Origin of the sequence: Streptomyces sp. NPDC058195 (assembly GCF_042883525.1) — a bacterium.
GTDB lineage: Bacteria > Actinomycetota > Actinomycetes > Streptomycetales > Streptomycetaceae > Streptomyces.
Window position 1 is genome coordinate 1 of the sequence record NZ_JBHVVM010000009.1, and the last position, 20,381, is coordinate 20,381.

Genomic DNA, 20,381 nt, shown 5'->3' on the forward strand with positions numbered 1-20,381 from the left:
TCCAGAACTGCGACGGCTGCGACCGCGCCTTCCGCTCCCCCCACCCCGGCCACTGCCGCGACTGCCGCACCCCACACCACACAGCCGCCTGACAAACCACCGGCCCACGCAACGACGAACACCGACGGGCGTCCTGGCGCCGCTCCCGGGCCCAGGCGCATCCGCCGGGCGTCGTCGCGTCGGTCCGGGCCCCTGACCGGCGTATCGCGGTCAGGGGGCGGAGTCGGCGACGCTCGGGGAGGGCGGCACGGTGTGCGGCCGGGACGTCGCCACCGGAGCCGGGGGCGCGGTGGTCTCCCCGCGGCGCACCCACAGGAGGGCTCCCGCGAGCAGCGCGGCACCTCCCCACAGCCAGGGCAGCGGGCCCGGTGGAAGGACGCCGATGACCAGGCCGGTGAGGGCTCCCCCCAGTTGCTGGGCGAGCGACTGGACGGACAGCGCGGTGGCCCGGCCCGAGCTGGAGACACGGTGGTGCAGGAGGTCGTTCTCGCTCGGCCCCGCCGCACCCAGCCCGAGGTAGACCAGGCCGTAGCCGAGGGCGGCGAGGACCGTGGGGCCGACTCCCGCGAACGCCGCGGTGGCACTGAGCACCAGCAGGCCGCCCGCGCCCGCGCCCAGACTCGCCAGGACCGCGCGCTCGCCACTCCCCGCGAGCCGGACGGTCAGGGGTGCGAGGTGGCTGCCGACGGCCGCGCAGATGAATCCGGCGCAGGCGAGGGCGGCGAAGAGAACCGCCCCCGACTCCGACGCCCCGGTGAGGGCCGCGGCGCGGACCGGTGTGAGCATTTCGATCGCGGCCAGGGCACAGCCCGCGGCCCCCGCACTGAGGAGCACACGGCGCACCAGCGCGTCGCGACCGCCCAGGCGCAGTCCGCCCACCATGGTGGCCGGGATGCCCCGGAGTACGCCGCGCAGGGTGGCCGACGGCCGGGGAGGCTCGCGCAGAACGGTCAGGACGTACAGCACGAAGACGATCTCGACCGCCGCGCCCAGCAGCATCGGAACAGAAAGGGGCAGGACCAGCCCGGACGTTGCCTCGCCGAGTCGTGCGCCCAGGTCGGGGCCGAGTCCGAGCAGCCAGGGAAGGGCGCCGCCGAGGAGGGTGCCGGTGGCGAGCGCGGCGGAGACCGCGGAGCTGCCGCGGGCCAGTCCGGAGCGCAGATCGGCGCCGGGTCCGAAGTGCGCCTGGACGGTGTCGACGTACCACGCTTCGGCCGGTCCGCTGGACAGGGCACGGCCCGCGCCCATCAGGGCCGTGCCGAGACCGAGCAGCCAGGGAGCGGTGCCCAGGCCCATGAGGGTCAGGGCGCCCAGGTTCAGCAGACCCGCGGCGGCCAGGACCACGCGGCGCCCGAGGACGTCCGACAGCCCTCCGGTGGGCAGCTCCAGTGCGGCGGCGGTGAGCGAGTGCACGGCGAGGAAGCCGGCGATGGCCGTCAGGGCCAGGCCGCGCTCGGTGAACAGCAGGACCAGAGGAGCGATGGTCAGTCCCAGCGGCAGCCAGAACAGGACGCAGACCGTGACGTAGCGGCGGCGTGCGGTCCGTATGTCCAGCGGCTCGGTCATCAGGCGTCGCCGGAATCGGGCGCGGGAGCGGACGTGTCCGCGCCGCCGGATTCAGCCGCGGGAGCGGGGGCGTCCTCGGCGGGGGCGGAGTCGCGCGGCGCCAGGGGCAGCCCGGCGGTGAGGAGGACGACCTGCGCCGCGCGCGCATCCTCCGCGTCGCGGGTGGTCAGCTCCTCCAGCTTCCGGCCGAGCACCTCCCAGAGCTCGGTGAGCGACTCGGGGGTCAGGCGGGCCACCAGGTCGGTGATCCCGGACGGCTCCGCCCACTCCTCGTCCAGCCGCCCCTCGGCCAGGTCGGCCTCGTGCCGGGCGAGAGAGGTCTCCAGGTGCTCGATCTGGACCCGGCTCGACACACCGGACCACGCGTGACCGCCCGGCGCGGACCTCATCGCCTTGTTGCTCCACGAGGTCACGGCGTGCACCGCCTGCCACCGGCGTTCGCGCCCGTCACGGTGCTCGGCCTCGGCGACGAACGCGTGCTTCGCCAGCACCCGCAGGTGGTAGCTGGTGGAGGCGGACGACTCCCCGGTCCTGACCGCGAGTTCGCTCGCGGTGGCCGGGCCGTCCTGCCGCAGCATCCCGAGCAGCCGGATGCGCAGGGGGTGCGTGAGGGCCTTCAGGGCTGCCGCGTCCCGCTCGGGATCGAGGACGCGTTTGTGCTGTTCGCTGACCATGAGAAGACAGTAGAGCGATCCGGGGACTTTCCAAAAGTATTTTTGCAGAATTTCTTTTGTAAAGTTCACCGGCTGAGCCGACCGGGTCACACCCGGGGGCACCAGGCAACCCGCCCCCGAAGATCACCGTCTATCCCGGCGCAGCAAGCGGCACTCCCCCACCGCGGCCTGCGCATCCGGCATGCGGCACCGGGCCGCCCGCCGTGGGGAAGTGAACGGAGCACGGTGTGACGGATCGACCTGCCCTGCGCGAATCCGGTTCGGGGACGGCGCGGCGTACGGTGCTGGCGGCGGCCGGAGCTACGGGGCTGGCGGCCCTCACCGCCTGCACCGCGCCCAGCCCGCCCCGGCGCCGTGCCCCCGCCGCGGACCCGATGCCGGGGCTGGTGATCAGCACCTCGCACCCGGCCCTGATGCTCCAGGTCCTCGCCCATCCGGACGACGACCTCTACTTCATGAACCCGGACACCCAGCAGGCGCTCGACGGCGGCACCCCGCTCGTCTGCGTCTATCTGACCGGCGGCGAGGCCACCGGCGTCAACCGTGCCCCGGGGCGCCCGCTGCCCGTGCCCGACAAGGCGGCGTACTCCTCCGCCCGCCACCAGGGCCTGCGCCAGGCGTACGCGACGCTGCTGGGCGTCCCGATGTTCGCCGAGTGGCAGCGGTCCGTCATGGAACTGCACGGCGGCCACCGCGCCGAGCTCAACACCCTGCGTCACCGGGGCCGCAAGGTCGACCTGATCTTCGTCAACACCGCCATGCACACCACGTACGGGCGGCTCGGGCTGCCCAGCCTGTGGCAGGACCGGCGCCTGGTGCTGCCGACCGTCGTCGCCGAGGGCTCACCGCTGCGCAAGGCCGGCTCGTACACCTACGACGGGCTGATCGACGTACTGGCGGGGCTCTTCGAGCACTACCGGCCGAGCATCGTGCACACCATGGACCCGGACCCGGACATCCAGCACAGCAGCGAGGCCGTCCGTATCCGTGACAGCGAGCAGCCGGGGTACTCCGACCACCCCGACCACACCGCCGCGGCCCTGTTCACCTGGGCCTCACTGATCCGGTGGGTGGCGCGCTCCACCCGCGACGGCGGCATGGTGCCGAGCTTCGCGGTCACCTCGTTCCGGGGCTACTACAACCGGCACTGGCCGAAGAACCTGCCGCCCGCGGTCCTCACCGGGAAGGCCTCGCACCTGGTCCCGTACGGCGGCTCGGCCGACTGGCGGTGCGGCAATCCGGCGGGCTGCGGGGACTACAACGTGGGCGGCGACCGGCCGCTGACCAACCGCAAGGGCTGGGTACGGTCCACCCACTACCGCTATCCCGGCCCCCGCCCCACCCTCACCACCGAGCCGGACGGCCGCCTCGTCAGCTACGAGGTACTGGGGCTGCGGGCGGTCCGCCGACGCGAGAGCGCGCCGGGCAGCGGGGTGTGGGACGCGCCGGACGACCTCGGCGGCGGTCCGCTCGCCCCGGTGCTGGGCGGCACGACGCTGCCGGACGGCCGCCATGTCCTGGCCGCACTGCGGTTCTCGGCCCTGGAGGGGCACGGCGCCGACAACGAGCGCGAGATCGTCGTGCTCGAACAGCGCTACCCCGGCGGCGCCTTCCGCGCCTGGACGGGGCTGGGCAACCCGGAACGAGGTCACGACCACGGGCGCCGGATCGGCGTCCCGGTCGTGGTCACCGCACCCGACGGGCGGGTCCACCTCTTCGTACGGAACGCGGAGAAAGGTCTCAGCACCCGGGTCCGGGAGGCCGACGGCCGGTGGAGCGCATGGCGGGACACCGGCGGCGGCGAGGTCCAGGACGGGCTGGGCGCGGTGGTGGACGCCCTGGGCCGGGTCCACGTCTTCGCGGCGGGCCGCTTCGCGGTGCACCACTGGACGCAGGACGAGCCCGGCACGCAGGTGACCGCCCGGACCCAGATCACCGGGGTGCCGGTGCCCGGCGACGGCCCGGCCGCGCTGCCCGGGGCGGACGGCAGCATCGAGCTGTACTACCGGGCGGCGGCGAAGGCGGCGCTGACGACCGTCCGGACCGGGGAGACCGCCGAGGAGACCGGCATCGACGGCTACGGCCGCCCGGTCCGGGACCGGACGGGCTTCGACGGCTACGGCCCGGTGGCCGCCGCCGGGGCCCCGGGCGCCCCGGTCCTGCTCGGCCGCACCACGTCGGGCTTCCTCCAGCTCCGCACCCCTGCGGGACTGCGCGTGCGGCGGGACGCTCCGGTCGCCCTGGACGGCCCGGTCCTCCACCTCACCCCGGACGGCCGCCCGGTGGTCGCGGCCCTGGGCCCGGACGCCCTGCCCTGGCTCTGGCGGCCCTGAGGAAGCGGGGGGCGGCCCTGAGGAGGCTCGGCGGCCCTCCCCCGGCCGGGGCCCCCGGGTCCGCACACACCGAAGGGCCCCGTCCCCCGCTTGCGCGGTGGGACGGGGCCCTTCTTGGTGCTCGTTGCGGAGCAACCAGGTCAGACGGTCAAGTAATTACTTGACGATCTTGGTGACCTGGCCGGCGCCCACGGTCCGGCCACCCTCACGGATGGCGAACTTCAGGCCCTCTTCCATGGCGACCGGCTGGATCAGCGCGACGTTCATGACGGTGTTGTCGCCCGGCATGACCATCTCGGTGCCCTCGGGAAGGGTCACCACGCCCGTCACGTCCGTGGTACGGAAGTAGAACTGCGGGCGGTAGTTGTTGAAGAACGGGGTGTGACGGCCACCCTCGTCCTTCGACAGGATGTAGGCCTGGGCCTCGAACTCGGTGTGCGGCGTGACCGAACCGGGCTTGATGATGACCTGGCCGCGCTCGACGTCCTCGCGCTTGATGCCACGGAGGAGCAGACCGACGTTCTCACCGGCCTGGCCCTCGTCGAGCAGCTTGCGGAACATCTCGATGCCGGTGACCGTGGTGGTGGTCTTCTCGGTCTTGATACCGACGATGTCGACGGTCTCGTTGACCTTGAGGACACCACGCTCGATACGACCGGTGACGACGGTGCCACGACCGGTGATCGTGAAGACGTCCTCGATCGGCATCAGGAACGGCTTGTCGACGTCACGCTCGGGCTGCGGGATCGCCTCGTCGACGGCGGCCATCAGGTCGAGGACCGACTGGCCCCACTCCTTGTCGCCCTCGAGCGCCTTGAGCGCCGAGACCTTGACGACCGGAACGTCGTCGCCCGGGAACTCGTACTCGGAGAGGAGCTCACGGACCTCGAGCTCGACGAGCTCCAGGATCTCCTCGTCGTCCACCATGTCGGCCTTGTTCAGGGCGACGACGATGTACGGAACGCCGACCTGGCGGGCCAGGAGCACGTGCTCCTTGGTCTGCGGCATCGGGCCGTCGGTGGCGGCGACCACGAGGATGGCGCCGTCCATCTGCGCGGCACCGGTGATCATGTTCTTGATGTAGTCCGCGTGACCCGGGCAGTCGACGTGCGCGTAGTGACGCGACTCCGTCTGGTACTCGACGTGCGCGATCGAGATCGTGATACCGCGCTGGCGCTCCTCGGGAGCCTTGTCGATCTGGTCGAAGGCCGAGGCCTCGTTCAGGTCCGGGTACGCGTCGTGCAGCACCTTGGTAATGGCGGCCGTGAGGGTCGTCTTACCGTGGTCAATGTGACCGATGGTGCCGATGTTGACGTGCGGCTTAGTCCGCTCGAACTTCGCCTTCGCCACTGGGTCCTCCTGTGGAGTGGTTCTGTACGCCTTGCTTCATCGGCGCCAGGGTGATCTTTGCTGGGATGCCGGGGCCGGGGGCATTCACCGCGTTGCTCTCGCTCCGCGACGAATGCCCCACGAGGCTCCGGTGACAAGCCTAAAGCGTGAGCTCGGGTGAGTTACTCGCCCTTGGCCTTCGCGATGATCTCCTCGGCGACGTTCCGCGGAACCTCGGCGTAGGAGTCGAACTGCATCGAGTAGCTTGCGCGACCCGAGGTCTTGCTGCGGAGGTCTCCGACGTAGCCGAACATCTCCGAGAGGGGCACGAGGCCCTTCACGACGCGAGCGCCGCTGCGCTCCTCCATGGCCTGGATCTGGCCACGGCGGGAGTTGATGTCCCCGATGACATCGCCCATGTAGTCCTCGGGCGTGGTGACCTCGACGGCCATCATCGGCTCAAGGAGAACCGGGGACGCCTTCCGCGCGGCCTCCTTGAAGGCCTGCGAACCGGCGATCTTGAAGGCCAGCTCGGAGGAGTCGACCTCGTGGTAGCCACCGTCGAGAAGAATGACGCGGACGCCCGTCATCTCGTAGCCGGCCAGGATGCCGAACTGCATGGCTTCCTGGGCACCCGCGTCCACCGAGGGGATGTACTCCCGGGGGATGCGGCCACCGGTGACCTTGTTGACGAACTCGTACGAGGCCTCGCCGCCCTCGATGGGCTCGATCGCGATCTGCACCTTGGCGAACTGACCGGTACCACCGGTCTGCTTCTTGTGGGTGTAGTCGACGCGCTCGACGGCCTTGCGGATCGTCTCGCGGTACGCGACCTGCGGCTTGCCGACGTTCGCCTCGACGCGGAACTCGCGCTTCATGCGGTCGACGAGCACCTCCAGGTGCAGCTCGCCCATACCACCGATGATGGTCTGGCCGGTCTCCTCGTCGGAGTGCACCTGGAAGGACGGGTCCTCTTCGGAGAGGCGCTGGATGGCGACACCCAGCTTCTCCTGGTCGCCCTTGGACTTCGGCTCGATGGCGACCTGGATGACCGGGGCCGGGAAGTCCATGGACTCCAGGATGACCGGGGCCTTGTCGTCACAGAGCGTCTCACCGGTGGTGGTCTGCTTCAGACCCATCACGGCGATGATGTCGCCCGCGCCCACCGAGTCGATCTCCTCACGCTTGTTCGCGTGCATGCGGTAGATCTTGCCGATGCGCTCCTTCTTGCCCTTGACGGAGTTCAGCACCGAGGTGCCGGACTCCAGGCGGCCCGAGTAGACCCGGACGAAGGTGAGCTTGCCGAGGTGCGGGTCGCTCATGATCTTGAACGCCAGCGCCGCGAGCGGCTCGTCGTCGGACGGCTTGCGCTTGACGACGACCTCGGGGTCCTTGACGTCCTGGCCCTCAATGGCCTCGACGTCCAGGGGCGAGGGGAGGTAGCGGACCACGGCGTCGAGCAGGGGCTGGACGCCCTTGTTCTTGAACGCGGTGCCACAGAACACCGGGGTGACGGTCGTCTCGCCGTCCTTGCCGGAGTTGATGGTGATGCGACGGATGCCGTCGTAGAGCTGCTCCACGGAAGGCTCCTCGCCCTCCAGGTAGAGCTCCATGAGCGCCTCGTCGTTCTCCGCGGCGGCCTCGAGAAGCTTGCCGCGGTACTCCTCGGCCTGCTCAGCGAGCTCGGCCGGGATGTCGACGATGTCGTACGCCTCGCCCTTGGTCGCTTCCGCGGGGTAGACGAACGCCTTCATCGTCACGAGGTCGACGACACCCGTGAAGTCTGCCTCGGCACCGATCGGCAGCTGCATGACGATCGGGGTCGCGCCGAGGCGGTCCGTGATCATCTGAACGCAGCGGAAGAAGTTGGCACCGGTGCGGTCGAGCTTGTTGACGAAGCAGATACGCGGCACGCCGTAGCGGTCCGCCTGACGCCAGACGGTCTCGGACTGCGGCTCGACGCCCGCGACACCGTCGAACACGGTGACGGCGCCGTCGAGGACGCGGAGCGAACGCTCCACCTCGACGGTGAAGTCGACGTGACCCGGGGTGTCGATGATGTTGATGGTGTGGTCAACATCATTGAGCGGCCAGTGGCAGGTCGTCGCGGCGGACGTGATCGTGATGCCGCGCTCCTGCTCCTGCTCCATCCAGTCCATCGTGGCGGCGCCGTCGTGGACTTCACCGATCTTGTACGAAACGCCGGTGTAGAACAGGATCCGCTCAGTGGTGGTCGTCTTGCCCGCGTCGATGTGGGCCATGATCCCGATGTTGCGGACCTTGGCCAGGTCAAGCGAAGTGGTGGCCATAAGGCTCAGTCTTCTCTCGGTCTCGATGTGGGTAGCGACTACCAGCGGTAGTGCGCGAAGGCCTTGTTGGACTCGGCCATCTTGTGGGTGTCCTCACGCTTCTTGACGGCAGCGCCAAGACCGTTGGAGGCGTCGAGCAGCTCGTTCATGAGGCGCTCGGTCATGGTCTTCTCGCGGCGGGCGCGGGAGTAACCCACGAGCCAGCGCAGCGCGAGGGTGGAGGCGCGACCGGGCTTGACCTCGATCGGCACCTGGTAGGTGGCGCCACCGACACGGCGGGACTTGACCTCAAGCGAGGGCTTGACGTTCTCAAGCGCGCGCTTCAGCGTGATGACCGGGTCGTTGCCGGTCTTCTCGCGGAGGCCCTCCATGGCGCCGTACACGATCCGCTCGGCGGTGGAACGCTTGCCGTCCAGCAGGATCTTGTTGATCAGCGAGGTGACAAGAGGAGAGTTGTAGACCGGGTCGATGATGACCGGGCGCTTCGGGGCGGGGCCCTTACGAGGCATTCTTACTTCTCCTTCTTGGCGCCGTAGCGGCTGCGGGCCTGCTTGCGGTTCTTGACACCCTGGGTGTCAAGCGAACCGCGGATGATCTTGTAACGAACACCCGGCAGGTCCTTCACACGGCCACCACGCACGAGCACGATGGAGTGCTCCTGCAGGTTGTGTCCCTCACCCGGGATGTAGGCCGTGACCTCGATACCGGAGGTCAGACGCACACGCGCGACCTTACGGAGGGCCGAGTTCGGCTTCTTCGGGGTGGTCGTGAACACACGCGTGCAGACGCCGCGGCGCTGGGGCGAACCCTCGAGTGCGGGCGTCTTGTTCTTTTCGACCTTGTCCTGCCGGCCCTTGCGGACCAGCTGCTGGATCGTAGGCACTACTTCTCCGGTTTCTGTGTGCCGTTCGTGAAACTAACCTGGAACGTCACCGACCCACGCGGTCGGGTGTGTCGAATACTGCAGACTTTCTGCCGCAAGGCAGGAGCAGCAGATTGCGGTAGCCACTGACGGACTCGGCATGCGGCTGAGGACACGCACACGAGCCCAGGCACACCCCAGGCACAAGGTCTGAGCGTACCTACCGCGTCGACTCCGGTCAAAACAAATCCGTCTCACCCCGATGCGCCGGACTTCCGCCAGTCGTCGCGAACGGAATCGAGACAGGCGACCGCGGGCGGACGGCAGGAAAACGACCTTGCCGGTCCGGGCACGGGGGTACTCAGTACATTGAACCGCTGATGAACGACCGGGGGGACGGGATGACGGCGACGTACGCGCCCGAGGGCGACGGGCTGGACGACCAGGTGCCCTTCCTCGCCCGGCTGGAGCGCGAGGACCGGGTGGCCCTGCTCGCCCTGGGGCGCGAGCTGCGTTTCGGCTCCCGGACCGCCCTGCTCCGGCAGGACGAGCCGTCCGCGTACGTCCTGCTGATCCTCCACGGCTGGACGAAGGTCACCACCTCCGCGCCCAACGGATACGAGGCGCTGCACGCCCTGCGCGGTCCCGGCGACATCGTCGGCGAATCGGCCGCGCTGACCGGGCGGCCGCGCTCGGCGACGGTGACCGCGCTCTCCCCCGTACGGGCCGCGGTCGTGACTCACGAGAAGTTCCGCGCGTTCGTGGCCGGATCTCCCGGGGCGTCGCTCTCGCTCCTGGCGCTGACCTCCGACCGGACGCGGGCCGCGGACCGGCGCAGCCTGGAGTTCGCGGCGATGACGGTGCGCGAGCGCTTCGCCGTCCTGCTGCTGGACCTGGCGCGCACCCACGGCGCCCGTACGGACGAAGGCATCGAGCTCGACATCCCGCTCAGCAAGCAGGAGCTGGCCGGGGCGGTCGGCGCCTCCCGGGAGATGGTCCAGCGGCTGCTGAAGGACCTGCGCGAGCGCGGCATCGTGCGGACCGGGCGGCGGGCGCTGCTGATCGTGCGGCCGGACGCGCTCCGCAGGATCGCCCGGACCGGGGAATCCACCCGCCCGGCCGCCCGCCAGGAAGCCCCTCAGGCCCCGTAGCCGGGGCGGCCGGTGGCCGCCCCTCTGTGCACACGGTCACACACCGGGTGCGTCATCGTTCCTCACCGCCGCGGGCCCCTCGGCCGCACGCTCGTGTCCCGGCCCACGGAGACATGAGCGAGAGGCGTCCCATGAACGATCCGGTAAACAGCACGATCCTGCTGCTCGACATCGAGAAGTACAGCGAGCGCGACGACGTCGAGCAGGCGTTTCTGCGGCGCATGCTCTACGACCTGACCGACCGGGCCCTGCTGGCCGCCGGGATCGACCAGACCCGGCGGCGGCGGGCGGATCGCGGTGACTCCGTGATGGAGCTGATCGACGCCAACTGCTCGGTGATCGCCCTGCTGCGGGCGCTGCTGACCGAGTTGCCGGCCCGGTTGCACAGCCAGAACCGGCGGGCCTCCGCCTCGGCGCGGATGCGGCTGCGGGGCGTGGTCGCCTCGGGATTCGTCGCGGTGGACCCGCTCGACGGCTGGGTGGGCAGTGATCTCAACCACGCGTGCAGGCTGCTGGACGCGGACGCGCTGCGGGAGGCGCTGCGGGCGCGTCCGGACGACTTCGCGCTCTGCGTGTCCGACACGGTCTATCAAGGGGTCGTACGGCACAGCCACACGGGCGTCCCGGCGGAGGACTTCCGCTCCGTCTCGGTGGACAGCAAGAACGGCCCGCTCGACGCGTGGCTGCACGGCCCGCTCCCGCGGGAACGGGCTCGGGCCGCGGACCCGGCCCCGGCGGCCCCGCAGTCGGCGGCGCCGGACTCCGCGTACGGCTCCGGTCCCGGCTCCGGTCCCGGTTTCGGCGGTGCCCCCGTCACCGGGGGTGTCTTCGGCGGGACCAACCACGGCATCGGCGGCGGCACGTTCCACGGGGACGTCCACTTCGGCGGCGGCCGGGAGGACCGCCGGTGAGCGCCGAGGAGCAGCCGCAGCCCGCCCAGCCCCCGGCCGGGGAGGACCAGGGCGCCGAGCCTCCGGAGAGCCGTCAGGCCGACGGGGAGGGCGTGGAGGAGACGGACCAGCCGCAGCCTGCCTGGGCGGCCCGGCGGGATCTGGAGAGCCACACCCCGCGGACCATGGGCTTCGGGGACGGTTCCCAGGTGGGCGGGGGCGTCTTCGGCGGGACCAGCCACGGCATCGGCGGCGGCACGTTCCACGGGGACGTCCTGCAGCGGACCGAGATCACCTATCAGTTCGGCGCGTCCTTCGCCCTCCACACCTCGGGCGAGATCGCCCCGGCCGTCCTGGCGGAGCTGGACGCCCGTTTCGTTCCCGGACGGGAGGACTTCGGGGCGCTGGCCGACCGGCTCCGCGAGGAGCGTGTGCTGGTCCTGTCGGGCCCGTACTTCTCAGGTCGGCGCACCGCCGCGCTGATGCTGCTGCACCGGGTCGGCGCCGACCCGGTCCGGGCGGTCGACCGGGACACCACCCCCGGGCAGCTCACGACCGGCCTCAAGGGCGGTGAGCCGCACGGCGGCCGGACCGGGCACCTCCTGTGCGACCTGGTCACTGCGCCGGGCCGGCCGCTGCGGGAGGCCGACCTGCTGGCCGCCCGCAAGGAGCTGGGCGAGGACGGGTACCTGGTGATCACCACGGGCCCGGCCGCCCTGCTGGAGGACGTACCGGCGGTGGAGTGGCGGGCGCCCGCGCCCGGTGATGTCCTCGCCGCGCATCTGGAGGCGCTGCTGGACGGCGCGGAGCGCGTACCGGAGCTGCTGGCCCTGCCCGCCACGGCCGCCTTCCTCGCGCGGGGGCACCAGCCGCGCGAGGCCGCCGAGTTCGCCCGGCTCCTGGCCGGGTACGCGGGCGGGGAGGCCGACGCCGCGCGTCTCGACGGCTTCTCCCTGGTCGCGCTGGAGAACCAGGTCCAGGAGTGGTTCGAGGACGACGGAACCGTGCTGCACCTGCGCGAGAAGGCGTTCCTCGTCGCGCTGGCCGCCTTCGACGAGGGGCCGTACGCCCTGACGGCGGAACTCGGCGATCTTCTGTACGCCGCCCTCCAGGAGACCGAGAGCTGGCAGCACCCCTCCGTCCCGGTCTTCGGTACCCACATCGGCAAACGGCTCCAGCTGGCGCGGGCGCGCCGCTTCGAGGCAGAGGAGCCCACCGAGTGGGGCCCGGTCCGGCAGATGAAGGCCGCGTTTCTCGACGAACGGGCCCCGCTGGTGCTGCTGCGCGAGATCTGGACCGGGCACCCCTCGGCCCGGCCCGCGCTGGTGCGCTGGCTGCGGCAGCTGGCCGGGGACGGGCGGCCCTTCGTCCGCACCCGGGCCGCCTCCACCGTCGCCGTGCTCGCCCACACCGATCTGCCGTCCGCCATGGCGCTGATCATCGAACCGTGGGCCTCGTCCCGCCTCTACCGGCACCGGAGCGTCGCCGTCAGCGCGCTCACGCTCGCCCATGTGCTGGGCACCCCTCATGTGCCGCGGGTCCTCGACGCCTGGTGCGAGAGCGAGGAGCCGTCACTGCGCTGGGTGGCCATCCGGGCCCACGGGATGATCGGGCCGGAGCGCCCGGCGAAGACCCTGGCCGCCCTGCGCGCGGCGGCCCGGCACGAGGCGGCGCAGCCGGAGCGCGACCCGGAGCTGACGGGCCAGCTCGCCGAGTCCGTGGAGCTGCTGCTGCTCTCTCCGGCGGGCGAGGAGGTGATCGCGGAGCTGGTGCGGACGGTGCACGACGACCGGCCCGCGGCCGATCTCGCGCTCGGCGGCTTCCTCAGCGCCTGCCGCCGGACCGAGCAGGACGAACGCCACGGCCTGCCGAGCGTGCTGGCCCGGTACGCGCGGGCGTCGGCCGCGCACGCCCCCGACGCTCCCGGCATCGCCGAGCTGTGGCGCGTCGCCCTGGGCGACCGGGGACACACCCGGGACGCCCTCGATGTGCTCCGCCGCTGGGTGCTGGCGGCCAGCCACGCTCCTGGCACCGAATGGGCGCTCGCGGCCCTGCTGCCCCCGCTGGTCACCACCGCCCCTGAGTACCAGCGGATCAGCCATCTCCTGCGGACCATGCCCGGCGAGGACGGTGCCGATCCGCCGCCCGTGGCGAGCCGGCTGCTGGCCGTGCTGCCGCGTGTCTGACCCGCCTGCCCATCCCGCTCCTTCCCTCTGTGACAGGAGAATTCCCATGCCCGAATTCCGCCGAGCGCCCGACTGGGACCAGCGGGCCGACCGCGGGACGCGGCTGACCGACCCGGTGGTCACGGTCCGGCAGCTGTCCCGTTTCGGCTTCTCCCGCCGTCCGCTCACCCGGATCGACCACGCCCTGGTCTTCTCGGCCCCGGACGGCTCGTACGACCCCTATCTCCCGCCCCTCCGCCCCACCAGGGCCTCGGCCGCCGCGAAGCGCTACACCGCGGTGTACGAGGTCGACATGGGGGTCCACCCGGTACGCGAGGAGATAGCGCTGCCGAGCGACGACGACGCCTTCGAGTTCGCGGTGGTCGTCGAGCTGTCGTGGCAGGTCGTCGATCCCGCGCGGTTCGTGGCGAGCCGCCACCGTGATGTTCCGCGGCTGCTGGTCGGCGAGCTGGAGCAGGCGGCCCGCGCGGTCACCCGCCGCTATCCCGCCTCCCGGAGCGCGGCGGCCGAGGAGGCGCTGCTGCGGGAGGTCCGCGCCCGCGGGACGCTCGGCGCCCGGTCCGGGCTCACGGCGAGCTGGACGGTCCGGCTCCGCGGCGACCAGGAGGTCCTCGCCCACGTCCGGCGCATGCGCTCCATCGGCCACGAGGCCACCGAGCAGATCCGCACCGAACTCCTCGGCGGGGAGCACGACGCCGCGGTCGACCGGCGGGCCAGGGAGCAGGACGCGCTCCAGTGGGGGCGCGCGGCCGAGTTCGAGGAACAGCAGCACCAGCTGACGCTGCGGCAGCAACGGTGGCGGCACACCGAGGAGGTGGACCGGGCGCGGGCCCGGCTGGAGCTGCAGCAGGTGAACGCCGAGAAGATCGCGTTCTACGAGAAGTACCTGGAGCAGGGCGGGGTCCGCGCCTGGGCGCTCCATCTCGCGGACCACCCCCAGGACACCGAACTCGTGGTGACGAACCTGCGCCAGGACCAACTCGAACTGATCAAGGCCCAGCTGGCGCTGGCCAAGGAGCTGCTCAAGGGCGACAGCGCGGAGAGCCACGAGCTGGAGGCGCCGAAGGGACACGCGATCCAGGCGGTCTTCGACGTACTGGACCAGCGCCTTCCCGGCGTCACCGCCCGGAGCACGGCCGGGGGGCGGCTGACCGTGTCGATGCCGCGGGACGCCACGGAGGCGGCACCGGACGTGAAGGTGCCGGGCATGCGGCCCGGCGCCCCGGCGGCCTACCCCGGCTGGCAGCCTCCGCCCGGCTACGGCAGCACCCCCCTGGCACCGGTCGGCACAAAGGACGCGGCGAAGACACCGGGCGGGACGGCGACGGACAGAGGAAAGCCGGACGCGGAGGGGACGGGCAGAGGAAAGCCGGGCGGGACGGAGACGGACAGAGGAAAGCCGGACGCCGAGGAAACAGACAGGGAAAAGCCGGGCGCGGAGGAGACGGGCACATGACCGACCGCGCACCGGGCCGGCCCGCCGCTGCCGGGGACCGGCTCCTCCTCGACCTGCGGACCGAGGTCGCACGGGCCGACAGCAAGGCATCCGTCCTGGTCGCCGCGCTCGGCATGACCGCGGGCGTGCTGAGCGGCTGGCTGGCCGGCAGCGCCTGGCGGCCGGCCACGCTCTCCGGCCCTGGGCCCGCCCTGTGGTGGACGGGCGTCGGCGGCCTGGTGGCCGCGCTGTTCTCCCTGCTGATGGCCGTGCTCCCGCGCTACCGCCGCAGCACCTGGGCCCCCGGGGAACCGCTCACCTACTTCGGGGACATCCGGGACGCCGCCCGGCAGGGCCGGTTACCGGAGGCGCTCGACACCACCGAGGGTTCCCGGACCGACGCGCTCGTCACGGCCCTGGCCGAGACCAGCCGGATCGCCCTGTGCAAGCACCGGTGGATACGGGCCGGGCTGCTCACCTACGCCCTGGGCGCCGTCCTGCTTCCCTCCTCACTGCTGCTCGGCTGACGCCCCGACCGCCAAAGGATGATCACGATGTCACCGACCCCTCTGCCCCAGGACCCGGGCGACGGCCGCGTACCGTCCCCGGACCCGGATCCGGCCGGTGCCGCGCCGCCCGCCGACGCGCCGCCCCCCGACGATCTGGTCTACGAGCACGGGCCCGGCCGCCGCGTGTACTACGCGGCGCGTCAGCGGCGGATGGATCTCACCGCGCTGGGGCAGCTGGCACTGGCGCTGCCCGCCTTCCTGACGAGCGCACTGGTGGTGCTGCTCATCGGCGTGCTCCTGGACATCGGCCCCGGGGTGCCGTTCTGGATACCGCTCTCCCTCTGGACGGCCTCCGGCGCCCTGGTCTTCCACCGGCCCACGGAGGACCTGCTCGCCCGCTATCTGTTCGGGCTGCGGCGGCCGATGCCCCAGGAGGCCGCCCGGCTGGAACCCGTCTGGCGGGAGGTGACGGCCGTCGCCGGGGTGGACGGGGCCCGCTACCGGCTCTGGGTCCAGGAGAGCGAGGGCCTCAACGCGCTCGCCGCGGCAGGACACATCGTGGGGGTCACCCGGTATGCGCTGCACCAGCTGTCGAGCCGTCGGCTGGCCGCCGTACTCGCCCATGAGCTGGGACACCACACCGGCGGCCACACGTGGTCGCTGCTGCTCTGCCACTGGTACGGGCTCCCCGGGCGGCTGGTGCGGCGAGCGCTCCGGGCGCTGGCGCTCTCCCTGGTCACGCCCGCCCGGTGTGCCTTCTACGTGGCCGGGGGCGTCCTGCTCCTCGCACTGGGCGGGCTCGACTCCGCCGTCGCCCGGATGCTCTACGGGCTTCCGCTGCTGCTCGCGCTCCCGTACCTGTCGGCGGCCGTGGGGCGTCGTGCCGAGCTCCGCGCCGACCGGCATGCCGCGGTGCTGGGCTTCGCCCCGGACCTCGCCGAGGTGCTGGAGATGCTGCACGCGGACGAGCCTCCGGCGCAGACCTCGGTACCCGCCCGGCTGCTCGCCACCCACCCCGACGTCCCGACCCGGCTGCACCACTTGCGGCGCTACCTGTAGCCCCGCGCGGAAGGGGAGGAAAAGGCCGGAGGGCGGCCACCCCGTGCGCTACGGGGTGACCGCCCTCCGGGCGTTTCAGGCGGCTCGCCTACTGGTTGTACGGACCGTAGTCGTAGTCCTCCAGCGGGACGGCCTGGCCGGAGCCGGTGCCGAACGGCGAGTAGTCGATGTCGTCGTAACCGACGGCCGAGTACATCGCGGCCTTGGCCTCCTCGGTCGGCTCGACCCGGATGTTGCGGTAACGGGACAGGCCCGTACCGGCCGGGATGAGCTTACCGATGATGACGTTCTCCTTGAGGCCGATGAGGCTGTCGGACTTGGCGTTGATCGCCGCATCCGTCAGGACTCGGGTCGTCTCCTGGAAGGAGGCGGCCGACAGCCAGGACTCCGTCGCCAGCGAGGCCTTGGTGATACCCATCAGCTGCGGACGGCCGGAGGCGGGGTGACCGCCCTCGGTGACCACACGACGGTTCTCGGTCTCGAACTTCGAGCGCTCGACGAGCTCGCCCGGCAGCAGCTCCGCGTCGCCGGACTCGATGATCGTCACGCGGCGGAGCATCTGCCGGATGATGATCTCGATGTGCTTGTCGTGGATCGACACGCCCTGCGAGTTGTAGACCTTCTGGACCTCGCCGACCAGGTGCACCTGGACCGCACGCTGGCCGAGGATGCGCAGCACGTCGTGCGGGTTGGTGGCACCCACGGTGAGCTTCTGGCCGACCTCGACGTGGTCGCCCTCGCCCACCAGCAGACGGGCACGCTTGGAGATCGGGAAGGGGATCTCGTCGCTGCCGTCGTCCGGCGTGACGACGATCTTCTTGGTCTTCTCGGTCTCCTCGATCCGGACCCGGCCCGCGGACTCCGAGATCGGGGCGACACCCTTGGGCGTACGGGCTTCGAAGAGCTCGACGACTCGGGGCAGACCCTGGGTGATGTCGTCACCGGCCACACCACCGGTGTGGAAGGTACGCATCGTCAGCTGGGTACCGGGCTCACCGATGGACTGGGCGGCGATGATGCCGACCGCCTCACCGATGTCGACCAGCTTGCCGGTGGCGAGCGAGCGTCCGTAGCAGAAGGCACAGGTGCCGACCGCGGACTCACAGGTCAGGACCGAGCGGGTCTTGACCTCCTCGACGCCGTGCAGGACCAGCTGGTCGATGAGCACGTCACCGAGGTCGACGTTGGCGGGCGCGATGACCTTGCCGTCGACGACGACGTCCTCGGCCAGCATGCGGGCGTAGACGCTGGTCTCGACGTCTTCCGTCTTGCGGAGGACGCCGTCGGCGCCCTTCTCCGCGATCTTCAGCTTGAGGCCGCGGTCGGTGCCGCAGTCCTCTTCGCGAATGATCACGTCCTGCGAGACGTCCACCAGACGACGGGTGAGGTAACCCGAGTCGGCGGTACGCAGGGCCGTGTCCGCCAGACCCTTACGGGCACCGTGCGTGGAGATGAAGTACTCCAGCACGGACAGGCCCTCGCGGAAGGACGCCTTGATGGGACGCGGGATCGTCTCGTTCTTGGCGTTGGACACCAGACCACGCATACCGGCGATCTGACGCATCTGCATCATGTTTCCTCGGGCACCCGAGTCAACCATCATGAAGATGGGGTTGGTCCGCGGGAAGTTCGCGTTCATCGCCTCGGCGACCTCGTTGGTCGCCTTGGTCCAGATCGCGATGAGCTCCTGCGTACGCTCGTCCTTGGTGATCAGACCGCGCTCGTACTGCTTCTGGACCTTCTCGTCCTGCGCCTCGTAGCCCGCGACGATCGCCTTCTTGGCCTCGGGGACCACGACGTCGGAGATGGCCACGGTGACACCGGAACGGGTCGCCCAGTGGAAGCCTGCCGCCTTCAGGTTGTCGAGCGTCGCCGCCACGATGACCTTGGGGTAGCGCTCGGCGAGGTCGTTGACGATCTCGGAGAGCTGCTTCTTGCCGACCGAGTAGTCGACGAACGGGTAGTCCTCGGGCAGCAGCTCGTTGAAGAGCGCGCGGCCCAGCGAGGTACGCAGCCGGAACGAGTCGCCCGGCTGGAACTCCTGCTCGCCCTCCTCGGCGACCGGCGGCACCCAGCCACGCGGCGGGATGGTGCCCACCGGGAAGCGGATGTCGACCTTCGCCTGGAGCGACAGCTCGCGGGCGTCGAAGGCCATGATCGCCTCGGCCGTGGAGCCGAAGGAGCGGCCCTGTCCGGTGACCTCGCGCTCTTCCTCGTCCGTGGTGAGGAAGAACAGGCCCAGCACCATGTCCTGGGTCGGCATGGTGACGGGACGGCCGTCGGCCGGCTTCAGGATGTTGTTCGAGGACAGCATCAGGATGCGGGCCTCGGCCTGCGCCTCCGCGGAGAGCGGCAGGTGCACGGCCATCTGGTCACCGTCGAAGTCCGCGTTGAACGCGGTGCAGACGAGCGGGTGGATCTGGATGGCCTTGCCCTCGACCAGCTGCGGCTCGAAGGCCTGGATGCCGAGGCGGTGCAGCGTGGGCGCACGGTTCAGCAGAACCGGGTGCTCGGCGATGACCTCTTCGAGGACGTCGTACACGACCGTGCGGCCGCGCTCGACCATCCGCTTGGCCGACTTGATGTTCTGCGCGTGGTTCAGGTCGACCAGGCGCTTCATCACGAACGGCTTGAAGAGCTCCAGCGCCATGGCCTTCGGCAGACCGCACTGGTGCAGCTTGAGCTGCGGACCGACGACGATCACGGAACGCGCGGAGTAGTCCACACGCTTGCCGAGCAGGTTCTGACGGAAACGGCCCTGCTTGCCCTTGAGCATGTCGGACAGCGACTTCAGCGGACGGTTGCCGGGGCCCGTGACCGGGCGACCACGACGGCCGTTGTCGAAGAGCGCGTCGACGGCCTCCTGGAGCATGCGCTTCTCGTTGTTCACGATGATCTCGGGCGCGCCGAGGTCGAGAAGCCGCTTCAGGCGGTTGTTGCGGTTGATCACGCGGCGGTACAGGTCGTTCAGGTCGGAGGTCGCGAAGCGGCCACCGTCCAGCTGCACCATCGGACGCAGGTCCGGCGGGATGACCGGTACGCAGTCGAGCACCATGCCCTTGGGCTTGTTGCTGGTCTGCAGGAACGCGGAGACGACCTTGAGGCGCTTGAGCGCACGGGTCTTCTTCTGGCCCTTGCCGGTACGGATGATCTCGCGGAGGCGCTCGGCCTCCTCGTTGAGGTCGAAGGACTCCAGGCGCTTCTGCAGCGCGGCGGCGCCCATGCAGCCGTCGAAGTACGTGCCGAAGCGGTCACGCAGCTCGCGGTAGAGCAGCTCGTCGCCCTCCAGGTCCTGGACCTTGAGGTTCTTGAAGCGGCTCCACACCTCGTCGAGACGGTCGATCTCGCGCTGCGCACGGTCGCGCAGCTGCTTCATCTCACGCTCGGCACCCTCGCGCACCTTGCGGCGCACGTCGGCCTTGGCGCCCTCGGCCTCCAGCTCGGCCAGGTCGGTCTCGAGCTTCTTGGCGCGGGCTTCCAGGTCGGCGTCGCGGCGGTTCTCGATCTGCTGACGCTCGACGGAGACGTGGGCCTCCAGCGACGGCAGGTCGCGCGTACGGCGCTCCTCGTCCACGAACGTGATCATGTACGCGGCGAAGTAGATGACCTTCTCAAGGTCCTTCGGCGCGAGGTCGAGGAGGTAGCCCAGGCGCGACGGGACGCCCTTGAAGTACCAGATGTGGGTGACGGGAGCGGCAAGCTCGATGTGGCCCATGCGCTCACGGCGCACCTTGGCGCGCGTGACCTCGACGCCACAGCGCTCACAGATGATGCCCTTGAAGCGGACACGCTTGTACTTGCCGCAGTAGCACTCCCAGTCCCGGGTCGGACCGAAGATCTTCTCGCAGAAGAGTCCGTCCTTTTCGGGCTTGAGCGTGCGGTAGTTGATGGTCTCCGGCTTCTTCACTTCGCCGTGGGACCAGGTACGAATGTCGTCCGCGGTGGCGAGGCCGATCCGCAGCTCGTCGAAGAAGTTGACGTCGAGCACTTGTCGTCAATCCCTCTTTCGGGGGTTCGAGCCCCCTCGCGTCAGGCGAGAAATCGGGGCACTTCAGCAATGGTCTGAACGGGTCCGGGG

Annotated in this window: 14 protein-coding genes; 7 read left to right on the plus strand and 7 right to left on the minus strand. The window is 70.7% G+C overall.

What is annotated here, in order from left to right; genetic code table 11:
- Positions 1 to 210: 210 nt before the first annotated feature.
- Both ACFVWY_RS13580 and ACFVWY_RS13585 read right to left on the minus strand, forming a co-directional pair.
- Positions 211 to 1,566, minus strand: coding sequence for an MFS transporter (locus tag ACFVWY_RS13580; RefSeq protein ID WP_389870951.1), 1,356 nt, complete (start codon positions 1,564 to 1,566; stop codon positions 211 to 213).
- Positions 1,566 to 2,240, minus strand: coding sequence for an ArsR/SmtB family transcription factor (locus tag ACFVWY_RS13585; RefSeq protein WP_389870954.1), 675 nt, complete (start codon positions 2,238 to 2,240; stop codon positions 1,566 to 1,568). Before ACFVWY_RS13585 ends, ACFVWY_RS13580 begins: the two co-directional genes overlap by 1 nt.
- A gap of 227 nt (positions 2,241 to 2,467) precedes the next feature.
- Between ACFVWY_RS13585 and ACFVWY_RS13590 the strand changes: the two genes are divergently transcribed.
- Positions 2,468 to 4,573, plus strand: coding sequence for a PIG-L family deacetylase (locus tag ACFVWY_RS13590; protein WP_389870956.1), 2,106 nt, complete (start codon positions 2,468 to 2,470; stop codon positions 4,571 to 4,573).
- A gap of 156 nt (positions 4,574 to 4,729) precedes the next feature.
- Here ACFVWY_RS13590 and tuf read toward each other — a convergent pair whose 3' ends face one another.
- The 4 genes from tuf to rpsL all read right to left on the minus strand — a co-directional run bounded on the left by tuf (position 4,730) and on the right by rpsL (position 9,094).
- Positions 4,730 to 5,923, minus strand: coding sequence for an elongation factor Tu (gene tuf, locus ACFVWY_RS13595; RefSeq protein ID WP_389870959.1), 1,194 nt, complete (start codon positions 5,921 to 5,923; stop codon positions 4,730 to 4,732).
- A 161-nt stretch (positions 5,924 to 6,084) separates the two neighbouring features.
- Positions 6,085 to 8,211, minus strand: coding sequence for an elongation factor G (fusA, locus tag ACFVWY_RS13600; RefSeq protein ID WP_389870961.1), 2,127 nt, complete (start codon positions 8,209 to 8,211; stop codon positions 6,085 to 6,087).
- A gap of 38 nt (positions 8,212 to 8,249) precedes the next feature.
- Complete coding sequence (gene rpsG / locus ACFVWY_RS13605) at positions 8,250 to 8,720, minus strand: 30S ribosomal protein S7 (protein WP_072485550.1); 471 nt, start codon at positions 8,718 to 8,720, stop codon at positions 8,250 to 8,252.
- Between the two features lie 2 nt (positions 8,721 to 8,722).
- Complete coding sequence (gene rpsL, locus ACFVWY_RS13610; protein ID WP_003948652.1) at positions 8,723 to 9,094, minus strand: 30S ribosomal protein S12; 372 nt, start codon at positions 9,092 to 9,094, stop codon at positions 8,723 to 8,725.
- Between the two features lie 359 nt (positions 9,095 to 9,453).
- On the opposite strand from rpsL, the gene ACFVWY_RS13615 reads away from it, so the two are divergent.
- From ACFVWY_RS13615 to ACFVWY_RS13640, 6 genes are all read left to right on the plus strand, one after another.
- Entirely contained in the window at positions 9,454 to 10,224 is a 771-nt protein-coding gene (locus ACFVWY_RS13615; protein WP_389870963.1) for a Crp/Fnr family transcriptional regulator, read from the plus strand.
- A gap of 131 nt (positions 10,225 to 10,355) precedes the next feature.
- Positions 10,356 to 11,135 carry a hypothetical protein gene (locus tag ACFVWY_RS13620; RefSeq protein WP_389870965.1) on the plus strand — a complete coding sequence of 260 codons (780 nt, stop codon included), beginning with the start codon at positions 10,356 to 10,358 and terminating at the stop codon, positions 11,133 to 11,135.
- A complete protein-coding gene (locus ACFVWY_RS13625) occupies positions 11,132 to 13,300 on the plus strand; it encodes a hypothetical protein (protein ID WP_389870968.1) in 2,169 nt (722 codons plus the stop codon). The genes ACFVWY_RS13620 and ACFVWY_RS13625 overlap by 4 nt, the downstream gene beginning before the upstream one ends.
- Positions 13,301 to 13,346: 46 nt before the next feature.
- The gene (locus ACFVWY_RS13630) at positions 13,347 to 14,756 is read left to right on the plus strand and encodes a hypothetical protein (protein ID WP_389870971.1); all 1,410 of its coding nucleotides are present in this window, start codon (positions 13,347 to 13,349) and stop codon (positions 14,754 to 14,756) included.
- Positions 14,753 to 15,262 carry a Pycsar system effector family protein gene (locus ACFVWY_RS13635; RefSeq protein WP_389870972.1) on the plus strand — a complete coding sequence of 170 codons (510 nt, stop codon included), beginning with the start codon at positions 14,753 to 14,755 and terminating at the stop codon, positions 15,260 to 15,262. Before ACFVWY_RS13630 ends, ACFVWY_RS13635 begins: the two co-directional genes overlap by 4 nt.
- 27 nt (positions 15,263 to 15,289) lie before the next feature.
- A complete protein-coding gene (locus tag ACFVWY_RS13640) occupies positions 15,290 to 16,303 on the plus strand; it encodes a M48 family metalloprotease (RefSeq protein ID WP_389870974.1) in 1,014 nt (337 codons plus the stop codon).
- Positions 16,304 to 16,391: 88 nt separating this feature from the next.
- Here ACFVWY_RS13640 and ACFVWY_RS13645 read toward each other — a convergent pair whose 3' ends face one another.
- Entirely contained in the window at positions 16,392 to 20,291 is a 3,900-nt protein-coding gene (locus ACFVWY_RS13645; RefSeq protein WP_389870975.1) for a DNA-directed RNA polymerase subunit beta', read from the minus strand.
- Between the last annotated feature and the right edge of the window lie 90 nt (positions 20,292 to 20,381).

What these genes read in the sequence shown, in the direction of transcription:
- ACFVWY_RS13620 (WP_389870965.1), top strand. Translation starts at nt 10,356, where the DNA reads ATGAACGATCCGGTAAACAGCACGATCCTGCTGCTCGACATCGAGAAG.
- ACFVWY_RS13630 (WP_389870971.1), top strand. Translation starts at nt 13,347, where the DNA reads ATGCCCGAATTCCGCCGAGCGCCCGACTGGGACCAGCGGGCCGACCGC.
- ACFVWY_RS13580 (WP_389870951.1), bottom strand. Translation starts at nt 1,566, where the DNA reads ATGACCGAGCCGCTGGACATACGGACCGCACGCCGCCGCTACGTCACG.
- fusA (WP_389870961.1), bottom strand. Translation starts at nt 8,211, where the DNA reads ATGGCCACCACTTCGCTTGACCTGGCCAAGGTCCGCAACATCGGGATC.
- ACFVWY_RS13615 (WP_389870963.1), top strand. Translation starts at nt 9,454, where the DNA reads ATGAACGACCGGGGGGACGGGATGACGGCGACGTACGCGCCCGAGGGC.
- ACFVWY_RS13585 (WP_389870954.1), bottom strand. Translation starts at nt 2,240, where the DNA reads ATGGTCAGCGAACAGCACAAACGCGTCCTCGATCCCGAGCGGGACGCG.
- rpsG (WP_072485550.1), bottom strand. Translation starts at nt 8,720, where the DNA reads ATGCCTCGTAAGGGCCCCGCCCCGAAGCGCCCGGTCATCATCGACCCG.
- ACFVWY_RS13635 (WP_389870972.1), top strand. Translation starts at nt 14,753, where the DNA reads ATGACCGACCGCGCACCGGGCCGGCCCGCCGCTGCCGGGGACCGGCTC.
- ACFVWY_RS13640 (WP_389870974.1), top strand. Translation starts at nt 15,290, where the DNA reads ATGTCACCGACCCCTCTGCCCCAGGACCCGGGCGACGGCCGCGTACCG.